Source organism: Agrobacterium tumefaciens (assembly GCF_009649785.1).
Lineage (GTDB): Bacteria > Pseudomonadota > Alphaproteobacteria > Rhizobiales > Rhizobiaceae > Agrobacterium > Agrobacterium tumefaciens.
This window is the reverse complement of the sequence record NZ_WJOK01000004.1, coordinates 41,620-56,307: the sequence shown is the minus strand read 5'-3', so window position 1 is coordinate 56,307 and position 14,688 is coordinate 41,620. Positions and strand designations below refer to the sequence as shown.

The 14,688-nt window shown below is 57.6% G+C and carries 14 protein-coding genes; 8 read left to right on the top strand and 6 right to left on the bottom strand.

Features of this window, described 5'->3' with window-relative positions:
- Positions 1-49: 49 nt before the first annotated feature.
- The 5 genes from GH784_RS05570 to GH784_RS05550 are packed head-to-tail and all read right to left on the bottom strand — an operon-like array spanning position 50 to position 5,393.
- On the bottom strand, positions 50-1,579 hold the full coding sequence (locus GH784_RS05570) for an extracellular solute-binding protein (protein WP_153793289.1): 1,530 nt from the start codon (positions 1,577-1,579) through the stop codon (positions 50-52).
- 60 nt (positions 1,580-1,639) lie between these two features.
- Complete coding sequence (locus GH784_RS05565; protein WP_019566342.1) at positions 1,640-2,521, bottom strand: carbohydrate ABC transporter permease; 882 nt, start codon at positions 2,519-2,521, stop codon at positions 1,640-1,642.
- An 11-nt stretch (positions 2,522-2,532) separates the two neighbouring features.
- Positions 2,533-3,462 (bottom strand): ABC transporter permease, encoded by a 930-nt coding sequence (locus tag GH784_RS05560; RefSeq protein ID WP_013761267.1) that lies wholly within the window; start codon positions 3,460-3,462, stop codon positions 2,533-2,535.
- Positions 3,459-4,574: an ABC transporter ATP-binding protein gene (locus GH784_RS05555; protein WP_013761266.1), complete on the bottom strand. Its 1,116-nt coding sequence runs from the start codon at positions 4,572-4,574 to the stop codon at positions 3,459-3,461. The genes GH784_RS05560 and GH784_RS05555 overlap by 4 nt, the downstream gene beginning before the upstream one ends.
- A gap of 30 nt (positions 4,575-4,604) precedes the next feature.
- On the bottom strand, positions 4,605-5,393 hold the full coding sequence (locus GH784_RS05550) for a GntR family transcriptional regulator (protein WP_013761265.1): 789 nt from the start codon (positions 5,391-5,393) through the stop codon (positions 4,605-4,607).
- Positions 5,394-5,758: 365 nt separating this feature from the next.
- Between GH784_RS05550 and GH784_RS05545 the strand changes: the two genes are divergently transcribed.
- Positions 5,759-7,081 (top strand): NAD(P)/FAD-dependent oxidoreductase, encoded by a 1,323-nt coding sequence (locus GH784_RS05545; protein WP_019566340.1) that lies wholly within the window; start codon positions 5,759-5,761, stop codon positions 7,079-7,081.
- 15 nt (positions 7,082-7,096) lie between these two features.
- Complete coding sequence (locus GH784_RS05540; protein ID WP_153793250.1) at positions 7,097-7,798, top strand: SDR family NAD(P)-dependent oxidoreductase; 702 nt, start codon at positions 7,097-7,099, stop codon at positions 7,796-7,798.
- Here GH784_RS05540 and GH784_RS05535 read toward each other — a convergent pair.
- Complete coding sequence (locus tag GH784_RS05535) at positions 7,792-8,562, bottom strand: IclR family transcriptional regulator (protein ID WP_019566338.1); 771 nt, start codon at positions 8,560-8,562, stop codon at positions 7,792-7,794. The genes GH784_RS05540 and GH784_RS05535 overlap by 7 nt on opposite strands.
- A 175-nt stretch (positions 8,563-8,737) precedes the next feature.
- Between GH784_RS05535 and GH784_RS05530 the strand changes: the two genes are divergently transcribed.
- From GH784_RS05530 to GH784_RS05505, 6 genes are read left to right on the top strand one after another with little or no spacing between them, the layout of a single operon-like run.
- Positions 8,738-9,571 (top strand): transporter substrate-binding domain-containing protein, encoded by an 834-nt coding sequence (locus GH784_RS05530; protein WP_013761261.1) that lies wholly within the window; start codon positions 8,738-8,740, stop codon positions 9,569-9,571.
- An 18-nt stretch (positions 9,572-9,589) separates the two neighbouring features.
- On the top strand, positions 9,590-10,306 hold the full coding sequence (locus tag GH784_RS05525) for an amino acid ABC transporter permease (protein ID WP_003517557.1): 717 nt from the start codon (positions 9,590-9,592) through the stop codon (positions 10,304-10,306).
- A gap of 2 nt (positions 10,307-10,308) precedes the next feature.
- Positions 10,309-11,121 (top strand): amino acid ABC transporter permease, encoded by an 813-nt coding sequence (locus tag GH784_RS05520; protein WP_065705456.1) that lies wholly within the window; start codon positions 10,309-10,311, stop codon positions 11,119-11,121.
- A complete protein-coding gene (locus GH784_RS05515) occupies positions 11,118-11,864 on the top strand; it encodes an amino acid ABC transporter ATP-binding protein (protein ID WP_013761259.1) in 747 nt (248 codons plus the stop codon). The genes GH784_RS05520 and GH784_RS05515 overlap by 4 nt, the downstream gene beginning before the upstream one ends.
- Positions 11,865-11,909: 45 nt before the next feature.
- Positions 11,910-13,226 (top strand): NAD(P)/FAD-dependent oxidoreductase, encoded by a 1,317-nt coding sequence (locus GH784_RS05510; RefSeq protein ID WP_003517554.1) that lies wholly within the window; start codon positions 11,910-11,912, stop codon positions 13,224-13,226.
- Between the two features lies 1 nt (position 13,227).
- Positions 13,228-14,688, top strand: coding sequence for a lyase family protein (locus tag GH784_RS05505; RefSeq protein ID WP_153793249.1), 1,461 nt, complete (start codon positions 13,228-13,230; stop codon positions 14,686-14,688).

Here is a 14,688-nt window from a genome sequence, read left to right as displayed (position 1 = left end):
ACAGAAGGGAAAGGATGGCGGCGACAAAGCCGCCATCACGGTCGAAGGTTTATTGTGCGGCCTTGTACTGGCGGTCATAGGCCGATTGCATCATCTCGATGACCTCGTCGTAACCGAGGGCCGTGAGGCGCTTCTTGTAGGCATCCCAGCCGGCATCGACGTCCTGGGCACCCAGTATCCAGGTCTGCTGCATCTCGGTCATGTAGGTGAGGATGCTCGGCCAGTAGCGGTCGAATGTCGCCTTTTCCTCTGCGTTCAGGGAAACGCCCATGAACTCATCCTTGAGGCAGTTGCACTTGTCGTACATATCGATGCCTTCAAGCGCGATCTTGTTTGTCCACTGGCGCTCATATTCGTAGTCCATCCAGTATCCGCGCGGGATCGCCGCACCGACCGCCCACAACTGGGCATTCACCGGGTCCTTGTTGTCGAGGATTTCCTTCTTGAATTGCGGCTTGCCATCGACCATCTCGTAGGTCAGGCCCTCGACGCCGAAATTCGACAGGATGCGCCCCTGTTGAGAGAACCAGAAATCGAAATACTTGATTGTTTCGACCGGGTGTTCGTTGGTCGCCGAAATAGCCCAGCCGACGGGCTGGACACGCAGCCGACGGGAATCCTCAAACCGTTGGCCCGCGACCGTCTTTGGCGGCAGCATCGGCTTTAGCGCGAAACCGTTGATCTTTGGCGACAGGGCGTCGTTGTAGGTCGAGGTGCTGGCGAACCAGTCATGCGTCATGCCGCCGAGATTGTTGCCCAGCAGATATTCACGCGAGCGAGCACCGCGGGTGAAAATCTCCTTGTCGATCAGGCCTTCCTTGTACCATTTGGCCACGTTGGAAATCCCGGTCTTGTAGTTTTCCTCCGCCCAGGGATGACGAAGTTGTCCGTCATAAACGGCAAAGTCGCCATAACGCTCGGATCCGGACACGCGCGCATCCCACAGATTGATAAGGCGGACTGCATCGATTTCCTCACGGGCAAAGTAGGGAACTTCGTCCTTGAGACCGTTGCCGTTCGGGTCCTTGTCACGGAAGGCTTTTAGAACTTCGTAGACCTCATCCGGTGTTTCCGGCTGCTTCAGCCCAAGCTTGTCGAGCCAATCCTGGCGGATGAACCAACCGCGCGAGAACTTGCCATCAGGGACGTAAGGGATGAAATAGAGCTTGCCGTCCGGTCCGGAGATGGCGTTACGGATTTCCTTGTGGCTGTCGAAGAATGCCTTGAGATTGGGGGCGTTTTCCTCGATCAGGTCATCGAGTGGAATGAATGCGCCCTCCAACCCGTAGCGAATGAAGTCTTCCTTCAGCCCGCCCGTGGCGTCGCCGCCGACGATGTCGGGAAGGTTGCCCGAGGCGATCAGAAGGTTGAATGCATCGCGGCTGCTGGTGGTCGCCAGCGACGCCACGTTGCGGACATGAATGTTGGTGATCTCGGCGGCCTTTTGCTCCACCGGCCATTTTTCCGAGTAGACGTATTTGTCACGGAAGTGGAAGTGGATCGTAAGCTCCAGCGGATCCTTGGAAATTTTCCCTGAATCCTGCGCCGATGCCGGTAAGGCCAGGGTTGCGGCTGTCATCAACGCCAGTAGGGGCGTGCCTTTTCGTAGTGCTCTCACAGGTTCTCCTCCCTTGTGCTGCTACTCTTTGACTCCGCCCAGCAGAATTCCTTTGGTGAAATACTTCTGCGCGTAGGGGTAAATGATGAGGACGGGAATGATGGAAGCGATCATGATCGCGGATGTTACCGTCTCGAACGAATAGTGGGCGGTGAGCAGACTCGATGCGAATTCGTCATTCGAGTTAAGATCGACGATCACGCGCTTCAGATAGACCTGAAGCGGGATCTTCTCCTCGCCGCGCAGCAAGACCATCGCCCAGAAGTAACCGTTCCACCGCGAAACGACGCAGAACAGCGCAACGGTGACGATTGCTGGCTTGGAAAGCGGAATGAACACCTTCCACAGCAGCTGCAACTCGCTTGCGCCGTCCATTTTGGCGGCTTCTTCGAAGGACTTTGGCACCGCTTCGAAGAAGTTGCGCAGTAGAATGACGTTGAAGGCGTTTGCCGCAAATCCGAGGATGATGCCGAAGCGGCTGTCGAGAAGTCCAAGATCGCGCATGTTCAGAAAGAAGGGGATCATGCCGGCGTTGAACCACAGCGTAAAAGCGATGGCGATGTTGAAGAAAGTGCGGCCGCGCAGGCGTTTGCGCGAAAGGGCGTAGGCTCCGGGGATCATGATCAGCAGGCTCATCAGCGTGCCGCCGAAGGTGTAGATGAACGTGTTGCCATAGGCGACCCAGAACATCTTGTCCGACAATACCCTGTCGTAAGCGGCAAGGGTCACATCAACCGGCCATAGCGTGACACGGCCAGCCGTGACGGCGGCCCCAGAAGATAGCGAGACCGACAGCACATAGATGAAGGGATAAAGCGTCGACAGAACGAACAGACCCAGAAGAATGGCATTTGCCCAGCCAAAAATCCTGTCGCCGCGGGAATATAGATTGAAGTTTGCCATCTTTCAGCTCCTCACCAAAGCGATGTCGACGAGACTTTTCGGCTGATGCGATTTGCCGAATAGACGAGGACGAAAGCGATAACCGCATTGAACAGTCCGGCGGCCGTCGCGAGATCGTATTGGGTACCCTGCAAGCCGGTGCGGTAAATGAAGGTGGAAACGACATCTGCCGTTTCATAGGTGGATGGCCGATAGAGCAGAATGATATATTCGAACCCGACCTCGACCAGATTGCCGATGCGGATGATCAGCATGATCACGATTGTCGGCAGGATGCAGGGCAGGGTGATCCGCCACATCATCTGCCAGCGCGATGCCCCGTCCACCCGGGCGGATTCATAAAGCGTCGGGCTCACGCCAGCGATGGCGGCGAGATAGACGATGGATTCGAAGCCCGCTTCCTTCCAGACCGACGAGCCGATATAAATTGGACGAAACCATTCCGGCTGGGTCAGGAAGTATATCGGCTCGAATCCAAGGCCTTTCAGCAGAAGATTGACGATGCCTATCGACGGCGACAGGAAATTGATGACGATGCCGGCCACGATCACCACCGAAATGAAATGCGGCAGGTAAACGATCGTCTGGGCCCAGCTTCGGGCAACGCTGTTTTGAACCTCGTTGAACATCAAGGCCAGGATGATCGGTACTGGAAACGCGAAGATCAGGCCGAGAGCGCTGATTTTTAGGGTGTTCCAGAAGGCGCGGATGAACATGTCATTGTGAAAGAGCTCCGCGAAGTTTTCAAAACCGACCCACGGGCTCTTTGCAATGCCGCGAAAAATCGAGAAGTCCTGAAACGCGATGACCAGCCCGTACATAGGCTTATAGAGAAAGACGGCGAACCAGATAATCATCGGAGCGAGAAGTAGGTAGAGCTGCCAGTCGCGGCGAACATCTTCCTGGAGATCGTGAAGGCGTTCCTGAAAACCCTTTTTCATGGTCGCGCCCCGCTTGGGGTTTTCAGCGACCTTCCGGTTGCCGCATCGAAGACATGGATGCGTGTGGTATCGATGCCAAGTCGGGTGACGCCGTTGAGAGTATGATCGCCGTAAAGTGTTTCCGCCTTGGCGATAAATGGCTGGCCATCAGCCCTGCCGTGGAGCAGAGCCTCCGCGCCCAAGGGCTCCACAAGGTCGATGCTGCAATTGAGGTTTTCACGACTGTCTTCGGTCTCTACCGACATGATTTCGGGTCGCAGGCCGAGTTTGACCTGCTGTCCTTCCGTCGCATTTTTCGCAAATGCTTCCGGGACGCTGAAGCGTTGTCCGGCACTACCCGTGATTTTGACCTTTACGGTGCCATCCTGCTTTTCAATCGTCCCGTCCAGAAGGTTCATGGGCGGTGAGCCGATAAAACTTGCGACGAACGTGTTGGCCGGTTCGAGGAAAACCTCCATCGGCGAACCGACCTGCTCGATATGGCCGCCATTCATGATGACGATGCGGTCCGCAAGTGTCATTGCCTCGACCTGATCGTGCGTCACGTAGATGCTGGTGGCGTTCATCCGCTTGTGCAGCAGTTTAATCTCGGCCCGCATGTGGGTGCGCAGCTTGGCGTCGAGGTTCGAGAGAGGTTCGTCGAACAGGAAGATTTTCGGCCTGCGCACGATGGCACGACCCATGGCGACGCGTTGGCGCTGGCCACCGGAAAGATCTGCCGGCTTGCGGCCCAGATATTCGGTGAGCCCGAGGATCTGTGCAGCTTCTGCCACCGCCTTGTCGATAACCGCTCGCTTTTCTCCCCTGACTCGCAGGCCAAAAGCGATGTTATCGGCCACGCTCAGGTGCGGATAAAGCGCGTAGTTCTGAAACACCATCGCGACATCGCGGTCTTTGGGCGCGATCTTGTTGACCACTCGGCCGTCCATTGAAACGGTGCCGTCCGAAATGTCTTCCAGCCCGGCGAGCATGCGCAGCGTGGTGGACTTTCCGCATCCCGAAGGACCTACGAGGACAACGAATTCCTGCGGCTGTATGGAAAGATTGATACCGTGGACGACTTCAAGGGCACCATAGCGCTTGACGACGTCGTTGATTTGAACTGCGGACATGAAAGGCCCCTCCTCAAAAGCCTTGAATGTTCAGTCAGGCGTCTTCTGCCCCCGTGAAGCGCGCTTCCTCGTGACGCGCGTGTTGACCTGCTCGATGAAGGTCCAGATCTTCGGGTTCTTGGAGAGTTCTGCGATTTTTGTTTCGAGTGATCCGAGGTGGCGCTGTACGGCCTCTCTTGCCGCTTCGATATCGCCGGATTCGATTGAGTTCACGATTGCTTCGTGCTCTTCGATAACCTTCTCGGTGCGACGGACTGCAAAAACGCGCTTCAGGTGTCGCATTCGGTCCATTTCGCCTTTCGCCTGATTTACCACGCTCCAGGCTCCAGGAAGGCGAGCTGCCGAAAAGATCGTGCGGTGGAATTCCTCGTCGAGCAGGAAAAAGTTGGTGAATTCCTCATCCGCGGCAGCAGTGCGCTGCTGCGACAGACAGGTTTTCAGCCGTGCGATGTCTTCCAGCGAATGCCGCTTGGTGGCCTCGATCACAGCGCCTTCTTCCAGCTTGAACCGGATGAAACAGGCCTCCATGTACCGCTGAACGTCGATCGGCGAGATGTAGGTGCCACCTTGCGGCACGACAGTCACGAAACCTTCTTCGGAAAGGCGAATGATCGCCTCGCGGACGGGCGTTTTGCTGACATGCAGCAGTGTCGCGATCTCCTTTTCCGACAGCGCCCGCCCTGGGAGCAGCTTCACCTCGACAATCAGTTTGCGAAGTAAGGCATGGATCCTGTTGGTCATGTTTCCGTCAGCCGGCAGGTCTTGGGGGGTGACGAGTTCGGACAGCGGTAACGATGGGAATTCAAGGGTAACAGACATATCAAATGCCTAACTGATATATTAGAATTGAAAGTGACATATCTTTTGATTTTCCGCGAGTCAAGCCCTGGGCAGTCTCGTGTTGGCGGTTGAATAATCGGGTCCGACCTCAATGCGTCCGGCAGTGGCCGGTGTTGTCTGGCTATCTGCCGATCCATGCTTGCCGCTCGTCGCACGGCAAAAAAATCACTATATGAAAAAAGAACGCTATGACGGTCGTAATATGAGATCGCGATTGACGATTTGCTGTAAAATCTGGCACGCATAGAAAATCAGCAGTGCTCATCTGTAATCCATGTCGAGACATCTTTTCCCGGAACTGCGCTGTTCCCGGATTACCTTCGTGTGCCTTGAGGAGAACGAATTTGGGAAAATTTTCACCTTTTGACCAAACCTTGTGGTTTGCAACCGCAGCGCCCGCACCGAAAACCGCGAGGCTCGAAGGCCGTGTCGATGTGGACGTCTGTGTCGTGGGCGCGGGATATACCGGATTGACGACGGCGCTGGAGCTTGCGCGCAGGGGCGTCAAGGTTGCTTTGGTCGAAGCGCAAGAGGCAGGTTTTGGCGGTTCGGGCCGCAATGCCGGCCACTGCACCCCGACCTTCAGCTATTACAGCCTGCCGTCGCTCGGAAAAATTCTGGGCGAGCCCTGGGCGGAGCGCCTTATTCACCGCCAGACGCGGGCCAATGATCGCGTCGTCGAGATGATCTCGACCTACGGAATCGACTGCGAATGGGTCCAGAATGGTTATGTTATGGGCGCATTGCGTCCCGGCGCCATGTCCACGCTGCAGATGAAGTCTGATGCATATGCCGGCGCTGGCGCGCGCTGCCGGGTCATTGGCAGGGACGAGGTCGAAGCGTTGACAGGAAGCCCTCGTTTTTATGGCGCCTGGTATCACGAGGAGGGCGGTCATTTGAACCCGCTTTCATACGCACGTGGCCTTGCGCGCGCCGTTATCGCAGAGGGCGGGCAGGTGTTTACCGCGTCCCCGGTCGAGGATGTCCAGCCAGAGGCCGGGAAATGGTCCGTGCGAACGCCCCGGGGCACTGTGCTGGCTGAAAAGGTGATCTTCGCGACCGGCGCCTACACCGTCGGTGGCTGGAAAAACCTCGATAAAAGCTTCCGCATCAAGAAAGTATTTCTCGCGGCCACCCAGCCGCTCGATCCGGAAACGCGCGCAAAAGTCCTGCCCCACAATACGACCATGCATGATGGGCGCGGCGATATCTATGTCTACAAATACAACCGTGAAGGTCGCATTGTTGCCTCCATGTTCCCCATGGGCCAGCGTGGCGCCGACCCTGACTATACCCGGCAGGTTCTCACAGACCGGCTGAAATTCCTTCATCCGCAGATCAGCGAGGAAATCCGTTGGGAATATTTCTGGTTCGGCGAACTGGACATGCAGATGCGCACTGTCCCGAGGCTCTATGATCTGGCGCCCGGCATCGTTGCCTGTACGGGACTTTCTGGCCGCGGGGTGCCAACCGGCTCCATGCTTGGCGGCGTCTTGTCAGAATGGGCGCTGGGCGTGCCGGACAAGGATCTCTCCCTGAAAATCGAACCGCTGCACAAGGCGCCGTTGCTGATGTCCTTCGCGCCCGGTCTGCGCCTTCGTTATTTTCGCATGCAGGAAAACCGTGCAACCCGCAAGGAAGGCGCCACCCTTCTGCCCCATGCCTGAGAAAGGAAAACCTATATGACCGACAGGAAAACCGTCCTCATTTCCGGAGGCAATCGCGGTATCGGTGCTGCCACTGGCAGGGCCTTTATGGAGGCCGGCTGGAAGGTCTCGCTTGGAATGCGCACGCCGCTACTGCCGGAATGGGCAGATCCAGCGTTAGTCCACGTGCAGGCCTATGACGCGCTCGCCCCGCAATCGCCTGTCGACTGGGCGGCTGCCGTTCTGGCACGGTTCGGCCGCATCGATGCTGTTGTTGCCAACGCCGGCGTCATGGTGCGCAAGACCGTGGTGGAAGCGACTGACGAGGAGTTCGCCTCATTGATGGACGTCAACGTCAATGGCCCGCGGCGCCTTGTGCAGGCCTGCTGGGACCCGCTAATCGCGTCCGGAGCAGGTCGCGTGGCGATTGTCGCCTCGCTATCGGGGAAAAGGGTCAAATCGGCCGTGTCTGGCGCCTACTCGGTCTCGAAATTCGCAGCCCTTGGCCTGTCGCATGCAATCCGTCATGCCGGTTTCGACAAGGGTGTGAGGGCGACCGCCATATGTCCGGGTTTCGTTGCGACTGATATGGGGCTGCCTCTGGCAGGCGCGACGCCGTCGGACACCCTGACCCAACCTGCAGATATTGCCAGCTCCATCCTGCATGTCGTCAGTTTGCCGAACCGCGCGAGTGTTTCGGAATTCTGGGTCAACTGCCTGCTCGATGACAGCTATTGATCGACGATCGCCGAGATTTCGTCCTTCAGCAGCATCGCATATTGCTCCAATGTGCCGGGCTCCAGCTTGGCACTTAAAAGTGTGAAGCCCAGGGAAGCGTTTGGCGTTGTACCATCCGAAAAAATCGGCACGGAAACGCCGGCAATCCCGGGGATAAGCTCGCCGACGTCGATTGCATAACCGCGTTCGCGTGTTTCAGCGATCAGTCGGCGCACTTTGTCGGCGGTGAGATCGCGGTAGGCGGCATAGCGCTCGATATTGGCGCGGATGATGAATTCCTGTTCGTCCTCTTCGAGGAAGGCGAGCATGGCAATTGAGCCTGGACCGACGCCAAGCGGGACCGAACCACCGATCGAGCCGGTCAGTGTCGGCACCACGCATTCTCCGTCGCGTCTGTCGAGGCAAACGGAATCGTGGTTCAGCCGGGCCATCAGGTGGATGGTATCGCCAGTTCGGCGCCGAATGCGGGTCAGCGCCATTTCGCAGCGGCTGATGATGCCAGGTCCACGTGCGGCGCGCGCACCGTAAATCGCCATACGCGCGCCCAGCCGGTAACAGCGCTTCCTGTCGTCACGGGCGAGGAGCTTGTGGCCGACCAGCGTGTTGAGGATGCGGTGGCAGGTAGCCGTGTTGAGTCCGGATCTGTTCGTCAGTTCCTTGAGCGTGACGCCCTGTACGCCGCCGTCTGCAACAAGATCGAGAAGAGCTACCGCTCGATCCAGAAGCTGCGCGCCACCAGAAGAGGATTGGGTGGATTTGGCCATATCTTCTCACATTATGAAAATAAAATCTCAATAACTTGTATAATGAGAAAACTGCGTATTCAATGACCAAAATTGAGCAGATTAAATAAGTGAATATTTTGTAGGCAGCTTGATTTTGAAGACGACCTGCGGGTTTCGAGAACGCCAGACCCGCTTGAACAAACAGGGGAACAAAATGAAGAAAAAAGCAGCAAACATTCTCGCAACTACCGCCCTGGCGGCCTTGGGCATGCTGGCGGCCAGTGCCGCGCTCGCCGGTACGCTTGATGACGTCAAGGCCCGCGACAAGCTGATCGTCGGCGTCAAGAACGATTATCCACCTTATGGGTATCTCAACGACAAGGGTGAGATCATCGGCTTCGAAGTCGAACTGGCGAAATACGTCGCCAAGGAACTTCTGGGGTCTTCAGACAAGATCGAATTTGTGCCGGTCGTTGCCGCCAATCGTATCGAGTTCCTGACCGCTGGTCGTATCGATGCGATTTTCGCGACGCTTGGCGTCACGCCGGAGCGCGACAAGGTCATCGATTTCACCACCGCTTACGTATCGTCGCCAGGCCCGGCCGTCATGATGGCCAAAGAAGCGACCACCAGCAAATGGGAGGAACTGAAGGGTAAGCCGGTCTGCGGCATTCAGGGATCCTATTATAACAAGAAGATGACCGAGGAATTCGGAATCCAGCTCGTTGCCTTCAAGACCCAACCGGAGGCCATGCGCGCTTTGCGCGACAATCGTTGCGTAGGTTTTGTCTTCGACCAGATGACCCTTGACCTTAAGGTTCAGGAAGCGGACTGGAAGGGCTACAAGGTCGCCGTCCCCACCTATGAGTATCTGCCGATGGCAGGTGGTATCCGCGAAGGCGACAAGGCGTTCCAGGAGGCCGTGGACAAGGCCATTACCAAGGCGGAAGCCGAAGGCAAGATGATCGCCTGGGAAACCGAGTTCAATATTCCCCACGCCGATTACATTGCCGAGCGCGCCAAGGCTGCCAAAGCAAAACTGAACTGATAGGGTCTGGAGCAGCTATTGTTCGGTCTTGATTATTCCTGGCTTACGGATCCAGCCTATCAGCAATGGCTGCTCACCGGGGTCCTCAACACACTCAAACTTGCGGCACTGTCATCCAGTGCCGCGATCATCATCGGCCTTCTCGGTGCGCTTGCGCTGACTTTGCGGATTTTCTGGCTGGATGCCATCATCGAGTTGTTCGTGGAGGTGTTCCGCAACACGCCGCCACTGTTGCAGATGCTGTTCGCCTATTTCACGCTGTCGACACTGGGGTTGAAAGTCACCGATCCCTCCACCGGTCTGCAGATGCCGCTTCTGAGTGCATTCGCCTGCGCCTCGATTTCGCTCAGCCTGTTCGGCGGAGCGCTGGCGATCGAGGCTTTCAGGTCCGGCATCGAAACCATGCCGCGGTCGATCATAGAAGCGGCCCGGTCGCTCGGATACAGCCGGTGGTCGCGTTTCTGGAAAGTTGAGGCGCCGATCGCTGTGCGCATCAGCCTGCCGGCGATTACCAACATTCTCACCAACCTGTTCAAAACAACCTCTCAGGCTTCGGTCATTACGGTGCCGGAACTGATGTACTACGCCGGCCAGATCTACAACGACACGTTTCGCACACTCGAGGTCATGATCCTCGTGCTCGTCATCTATGTGGGGCTCGTATCCATCCTGACATTTGCAATGTCCAGGCTCGAAGCCTGGATGGCTTTCCCCGGTTATGGAAAGGGACACTGACCATGGTCTCCACCATGACTTACGAAAACAAGAAACGCGCCGTCCTGCTTTTCATCGCGCTTGCGGTGGCAATCTGGATTGCGATCGATGCACTCGCCGGCGGCGCGCAACACTGGAACCGCGTCGCCGTGCGCCTGCCACTGCTCCTGACAGGCTCCGGCTCCGGCTGGCCGATAAGCGGCGGCTTCATCCTCAACATCCTGCTGTCGATTGCCTCCATGGCGGTGGCGACTACCCTTGGCACCGCGATGGGTCTTGCGACGCTCGCAAAATCGCCCTTCATTCGCCTGCCGGCATTTTTCGTCATGAATTTCCTGCGAAACTCGCCCTGGCTCGTCCTGCTTTTCGCGATGCTTTACATTCTTCCTTTCGAGATGAAGATCTTCGGCTTAGTCATTCCTTTCCCGCCTTTCGTAAAGGCGGTCATCGGGCTGGCGTTACCGACGGCGGCAAACTTCTCCGAAGTCATTCGCGGGGCGGTGCAGTCGATCCATAGCGGTCAATGGGAGGCGTCCCGTTCGCTCGGTTACACCCAGCTGCAGATCTATCGTTACGTCATCCTTCCCCAGGCCTTGCGTCGGATGATACCTGGCTGGATGAACCTCTATGCCCTGCTGATGATTGCAACCGCGCTTGCCACGGTCACGGGTATTCAGGACGTCTTGACCATCCTCAACACCTCACTGGCGATGGAGAGCGAACGGGCGCTCGTCTATTTTTATCTGACCATCCTCTTCCTGTTTTTTGCCTATTGCTACCCGATCGCGATCTTCGCGCGGCGCCTGGAGCATGCGGTTAAAGGAGACAATCTATGAACCGCTCCAACGCCCTGATCGAGATCGATGGCATCCGGAAATCTTTCGGCACGTTCGAGGTCCTGAAAGGAATTTCCCTCAGCGTCGGCAAGGGGGAGGCTGTCTGCATCATCGGACCGTCCGGTTCCGGAAAGTCGACCATTTTGCGCTGCATCAACGGCCTGATTCCGGTCAATGAGGGTTTTATCCGGGTGGGAAATCACAAGGTGCACGAGATGCGCACCGAGAAGGCAATGCGGCCATTGCGCCACCAGGTGGCGATGGTGTTCCAGCAGTACAATCTCTTTCCGCATCGCACCGCCCTGGAAAACATCATGATGGCGCCGATCCAAGTGCTCGGCCATGACAAGGCAGAGGTCGCGGATCGCGCCCGGAAGCTTCTCGCCAAGGTGCGCCTGTCGGAAAAGGCCGACAGCTATCCTGGCCAGCTTTCCGGCGGCCAGCAGCAACGCGTGGCTATTGCCCGCGCACTTGCCATGCAGCCGGAAGTCATTCTTTTCGATGAGGTGACTGCCGCCCTGGACCCGGAAACGGTCAAGGAGGTTCTCGTTACGATCCGCGAGCTTGTTGAGGAAGGGCTGACCTGTGTCCTCGTCACCCACGAAATGAAATTCGCGCGTGAGGTTTCACACCGCGTCTGCTTCACCGACCGGGGGTTGATTGTTGAAAGTGCCCCACCCGTCGAGCTGTTCGACCATCCAAAAGATCCGCGCACACGCGAATTTCTTGGCCAGGTTCTGTGATTGCCCAAAACTCCTGAAAGGCGGGCCTCAGCGGCCCGGTATGCAATGCGTAAGTTTGACGATATCTACGCCGCCGATTTCAAGGAAGCTCCCTATTGGTGGGAGGAGGCCGAGCCGGAGACGAATCTCGATCCCGTTCCCGAGTATGCCGACGTCGTGGTTGTCGGCTCCGGCTATGCCGGTCTTGCTGCCGCAACCCACCTTGCGCGTGCCGGACGCTCCGTTGTCGTGCTGGACAGTGACCGGCTCGGTTCCGGCTGCTCGACGAGGTCCGGCGGAATGGTGTCCAGCGGCCAGAAGCTCGTCGTTGGCGGCGCCATCAAGGGAATTGACCCGGAGTTGATCAACCGGCTTATCGGCGAAAGTAACGAAAGCTTCGAATATCTGAAAATGTTAATCGACACGGAGAAGCTCGATGCCGGGCTGAAGCTGACTGGTCGCTTCTTTGGCGCCCACACCGCCACAGACTACGTGACGCTGAAGCGCCACGGCGCTCTGCTTGCCGAAAAGACTGGCGTGAAGGTCAGCTTCCTTGATCGAGATCAGCAGCGCGCGGCCATCGGTTCGGATTATTATCACGGGGGTATGCTGATAGATGACTATGGCGGCCTGCATCCGGGACTTTACCACAAGGCGCTGCGCGGGCGGGCCAAGGCTGCCGGTGTCATGCTGCGTTCCCACGCCCGTGCTGGCGTCGTTGAGGACGGGCCAAACCGCGATAAGATTGTGCCAACGGCGCGTGGGACGATCCGCACGAAGGATGTGATCGTCGCGACCAATGGCTATACGGCGGATGATGCGACGCCGGAATTGGCGCGCCGGCTCGTGCCCGTAAAGAGCTATCAAATCGCTACCGAGCCGTTGCCGGCCGATCTGATGGCTGAGCTTATCCCGCAGGGCCGCATGATTTCGGACACCCGCCGGGATCTCATCTTCAGCCGACCATCGACGGACGGGACGCGGCTGCTGTTCGGTTCGCGCCCGGGAGTGTTCGAAATGTCGGAAAGGCGCGCCGCAAAACACATCTATGCCAGGATGCTGGCTGTTTGGCCCCAGCTCGCTGGCGTCAAGATCACCCATTCCTGGGTCGGAAGCGTCGCCATGACGGTTGACAAGCTCGCTCATATCGGTGAGCGCGATGGGGCGAATTTTGCGGTGGGATGCAATGGCAACGGTGTCGCGCTGATGACCTATCTCGGTTATCAGACGGCGCGAAAGATCCTGGGCGAGCAAAACGCCAAATCGGCGTTCGACCGGCAAAAATTCACCGCCGTTCCTTTCTATTCCGGCAAGCCCTGGTTCCTGCCTGCCTTTACCGGATGGTATCGTCTGCGCGATTTCCTCGACCGGCCGGGGCGTTGAGATGGATGAAGGGCAAGCGGAAATGCGCCTGGAAGAAGATGCGCTCGGAACACGGCTGATGCCGGCCGCCCTGGCCTATGGCATCCAGACGGCGCGCGCGGTCGAGAATTTCTCGATTTCCGGCCGGACGATCGCCGATATCGAAGGCTTCATCCCGGCGATTATTGCCATAAAGCAGGCTGCCGCACGGGCCAATTGCAGGGCCGGCGACCTTGATCCGCAGATCGCCGGGGCAATCGAAATGGCTGCGAGCGAACACGCTGTAATGCCAGGCAGGCAGGATTTTCCTGTCGATATCTATCATGGCGGCGGCGGTACTGCGGCCAATATGAATGTCAACGAAGTCCTGGCCAACAGGGCAAGTGAAATTCTGACCGGCAGGAAGGGACAGGATCCCGTTCATGCCAATACCCATGTCAACATGGCGCAATCCACTAACGATGTCATTCCCTCGGCAATGAAAATGGCGGTTGGGGGTGAACTGGCTGGCCTCCGCGCAGGTCTGGGCTCTCTCGTCGATGCTCTTCGGGTCAAGGAGAATGCCTTTCGCGACGTGGTCAAGCTTGGTCGAACCTGCTTGCAGGATGCGCTCCCTGTCACTTTCGGTCAGCAGTTTTCAGGTTATTCAGCCGCCTTTGAGCGACAGATGGCGGGGATGTCTGGTCTGGAAGACGTTTGTCTGCGGCTGCCGCTTGGCGCCACTGCCGTCGGCACTGCCTTTGGCGCCTCGCAAGCCTATCGCCGCTTCGTCTTCGAAGAATTGCAGGCACTGACCGGCAAATCTTATCAGCCGGAGGAGAATTTTTTCGACGCGCTGCAAAATGCCGACGATTGGGTGAGGATTTCAGCCGCATTGAAAGCAATCGCCCTGACCCTGTCGAAATTTGCGGCCGATCTGCGCCTGATGTCATCAGGACCGCGGGCGGGGCTTGCCGAGGTCACCCTTCCAGCGGTGCAGCCGGGTTCGTCGATCATGCCGGGCAAAGTCAATCCGGTTATGCCTGAAATGATGATGCAGGTCTCCTTCCGTGTGATCGGTAATGATGCCACAGTCACCCGCGCCGCCGAGGGTGAACTTGACCTCAATGTCTGGGAATCGATCATTCTCGAAGCCATCAGCGAAAGCATTCGTTTGATGCGACGCGCGATTCCGCTTTTTGTCTCCCATTGTATCTCGGGGATAAACGTCAATACGGAGCGCGGCCTCAGCGATGCATCCGGATCGCTTGCCCTGTCGACGGCACTCGTGGCGATCTACGGCTATCCGGCGGCATCTGCCGTCGCCAAGCATGCGGCCACCAACGGCCTTTCCGTCCGGGAGGCTTCCGTGGCTTGCGGACTGATGACGCGAGCGGAGGCCGACCTGTTTTTTTCCGATGTTGCAGCATTCGCAGACCCGGACCGGACCGAGCAACGGATCGCCAGCTTCCGCAACCGCACGTCCACCCTCAACAGGCGCTAA

Bases quoted from the DNA above. Each gene is read 5' to 3' on its own strand.
- GH784_RS05570 (WP_153793289.1), bottom strand. From the start codon at position 1,579: ATGACAGCCGCAACCCTGGCCTTACCGGCATCGGCGCAGGATTCAGGG.
- GH784_RS05550 (WP_013761265.1), bottom strand. From the start codon at position 5,393: ATGTCTGTTACCCTTGAATTCCCATCGTTACCGCTGTCCGAACTCGTC.
- GH784_RS05520 (WP_065705456.1), top strand. From the start codon at position 10,309: ATGGTCTCCACCATGACTTACGAAAACAAGAAACGCGCCGTCCTGCTT.
- GH784_RS05565 (WP_019566342.1), bottom strand. From the start codon at position 2,521: ATGGCAAACTTCAATCTATATTCCCGCGGCGACAGGATTTTTGGCTGG.
- GH784_RS05535 (WP_019566338.1), bottom strand. From the start codon at position 8,562: ATGGCCAAATCCACCCAATCCTCTTCTGGTGGCGCGCAGCTTCTGGAT.
- GH784_RS05515 (WP_013761259.1), top strand. From the start codon at position 11,118: ATGAACCGCTCCAACGCCCTGATCGAGATCGATGGCATCCGGAAATCT.
- GH784_RS05505 (WP_153793249.1), top strand. From the start codon at position 13,228: ATGGATGAAGGGCAAGCGGAAATGCGCCTGGAAGAAGATGCGCTCGGA.
- GH784_RS05555 (WP_013761266.1), bottom strand. From the start codon at position 4,574: ATGTCCGCAGTTCAAATCAACGACGTCGTCAAGCGCTATGGTGCCCTT.
- GH784_RS05540 (WP_153793250.1), top strand. From the start codon at position 7,097: ATGACCGACAGGAAAACCGTCCTCATTTCCGGAGGCAATCGCGGTATC.
- GH784_RS05510 (WP_003517554.1), top strand. From the start codon at position 11,910: ATGCGTAAGTTTGACGATATCTACGCCGCCGATTTCAAGGAAGCTCCC.
- GH784_RS05560 (WP_013761267.1), bottom strand. From the start codon at position 3,462: ATGAAAAAGGGTTTTCAGGAACGCCTTCACGATCTCCAGGAAGATGTT.
- GH784_RS05530 (WP_013761261.1), top strand. From the start codon at position 8,738: ATGAAGAAAAAAGCAGCAAACATTCTCGCAACTACCGCCCTGGCGGCC.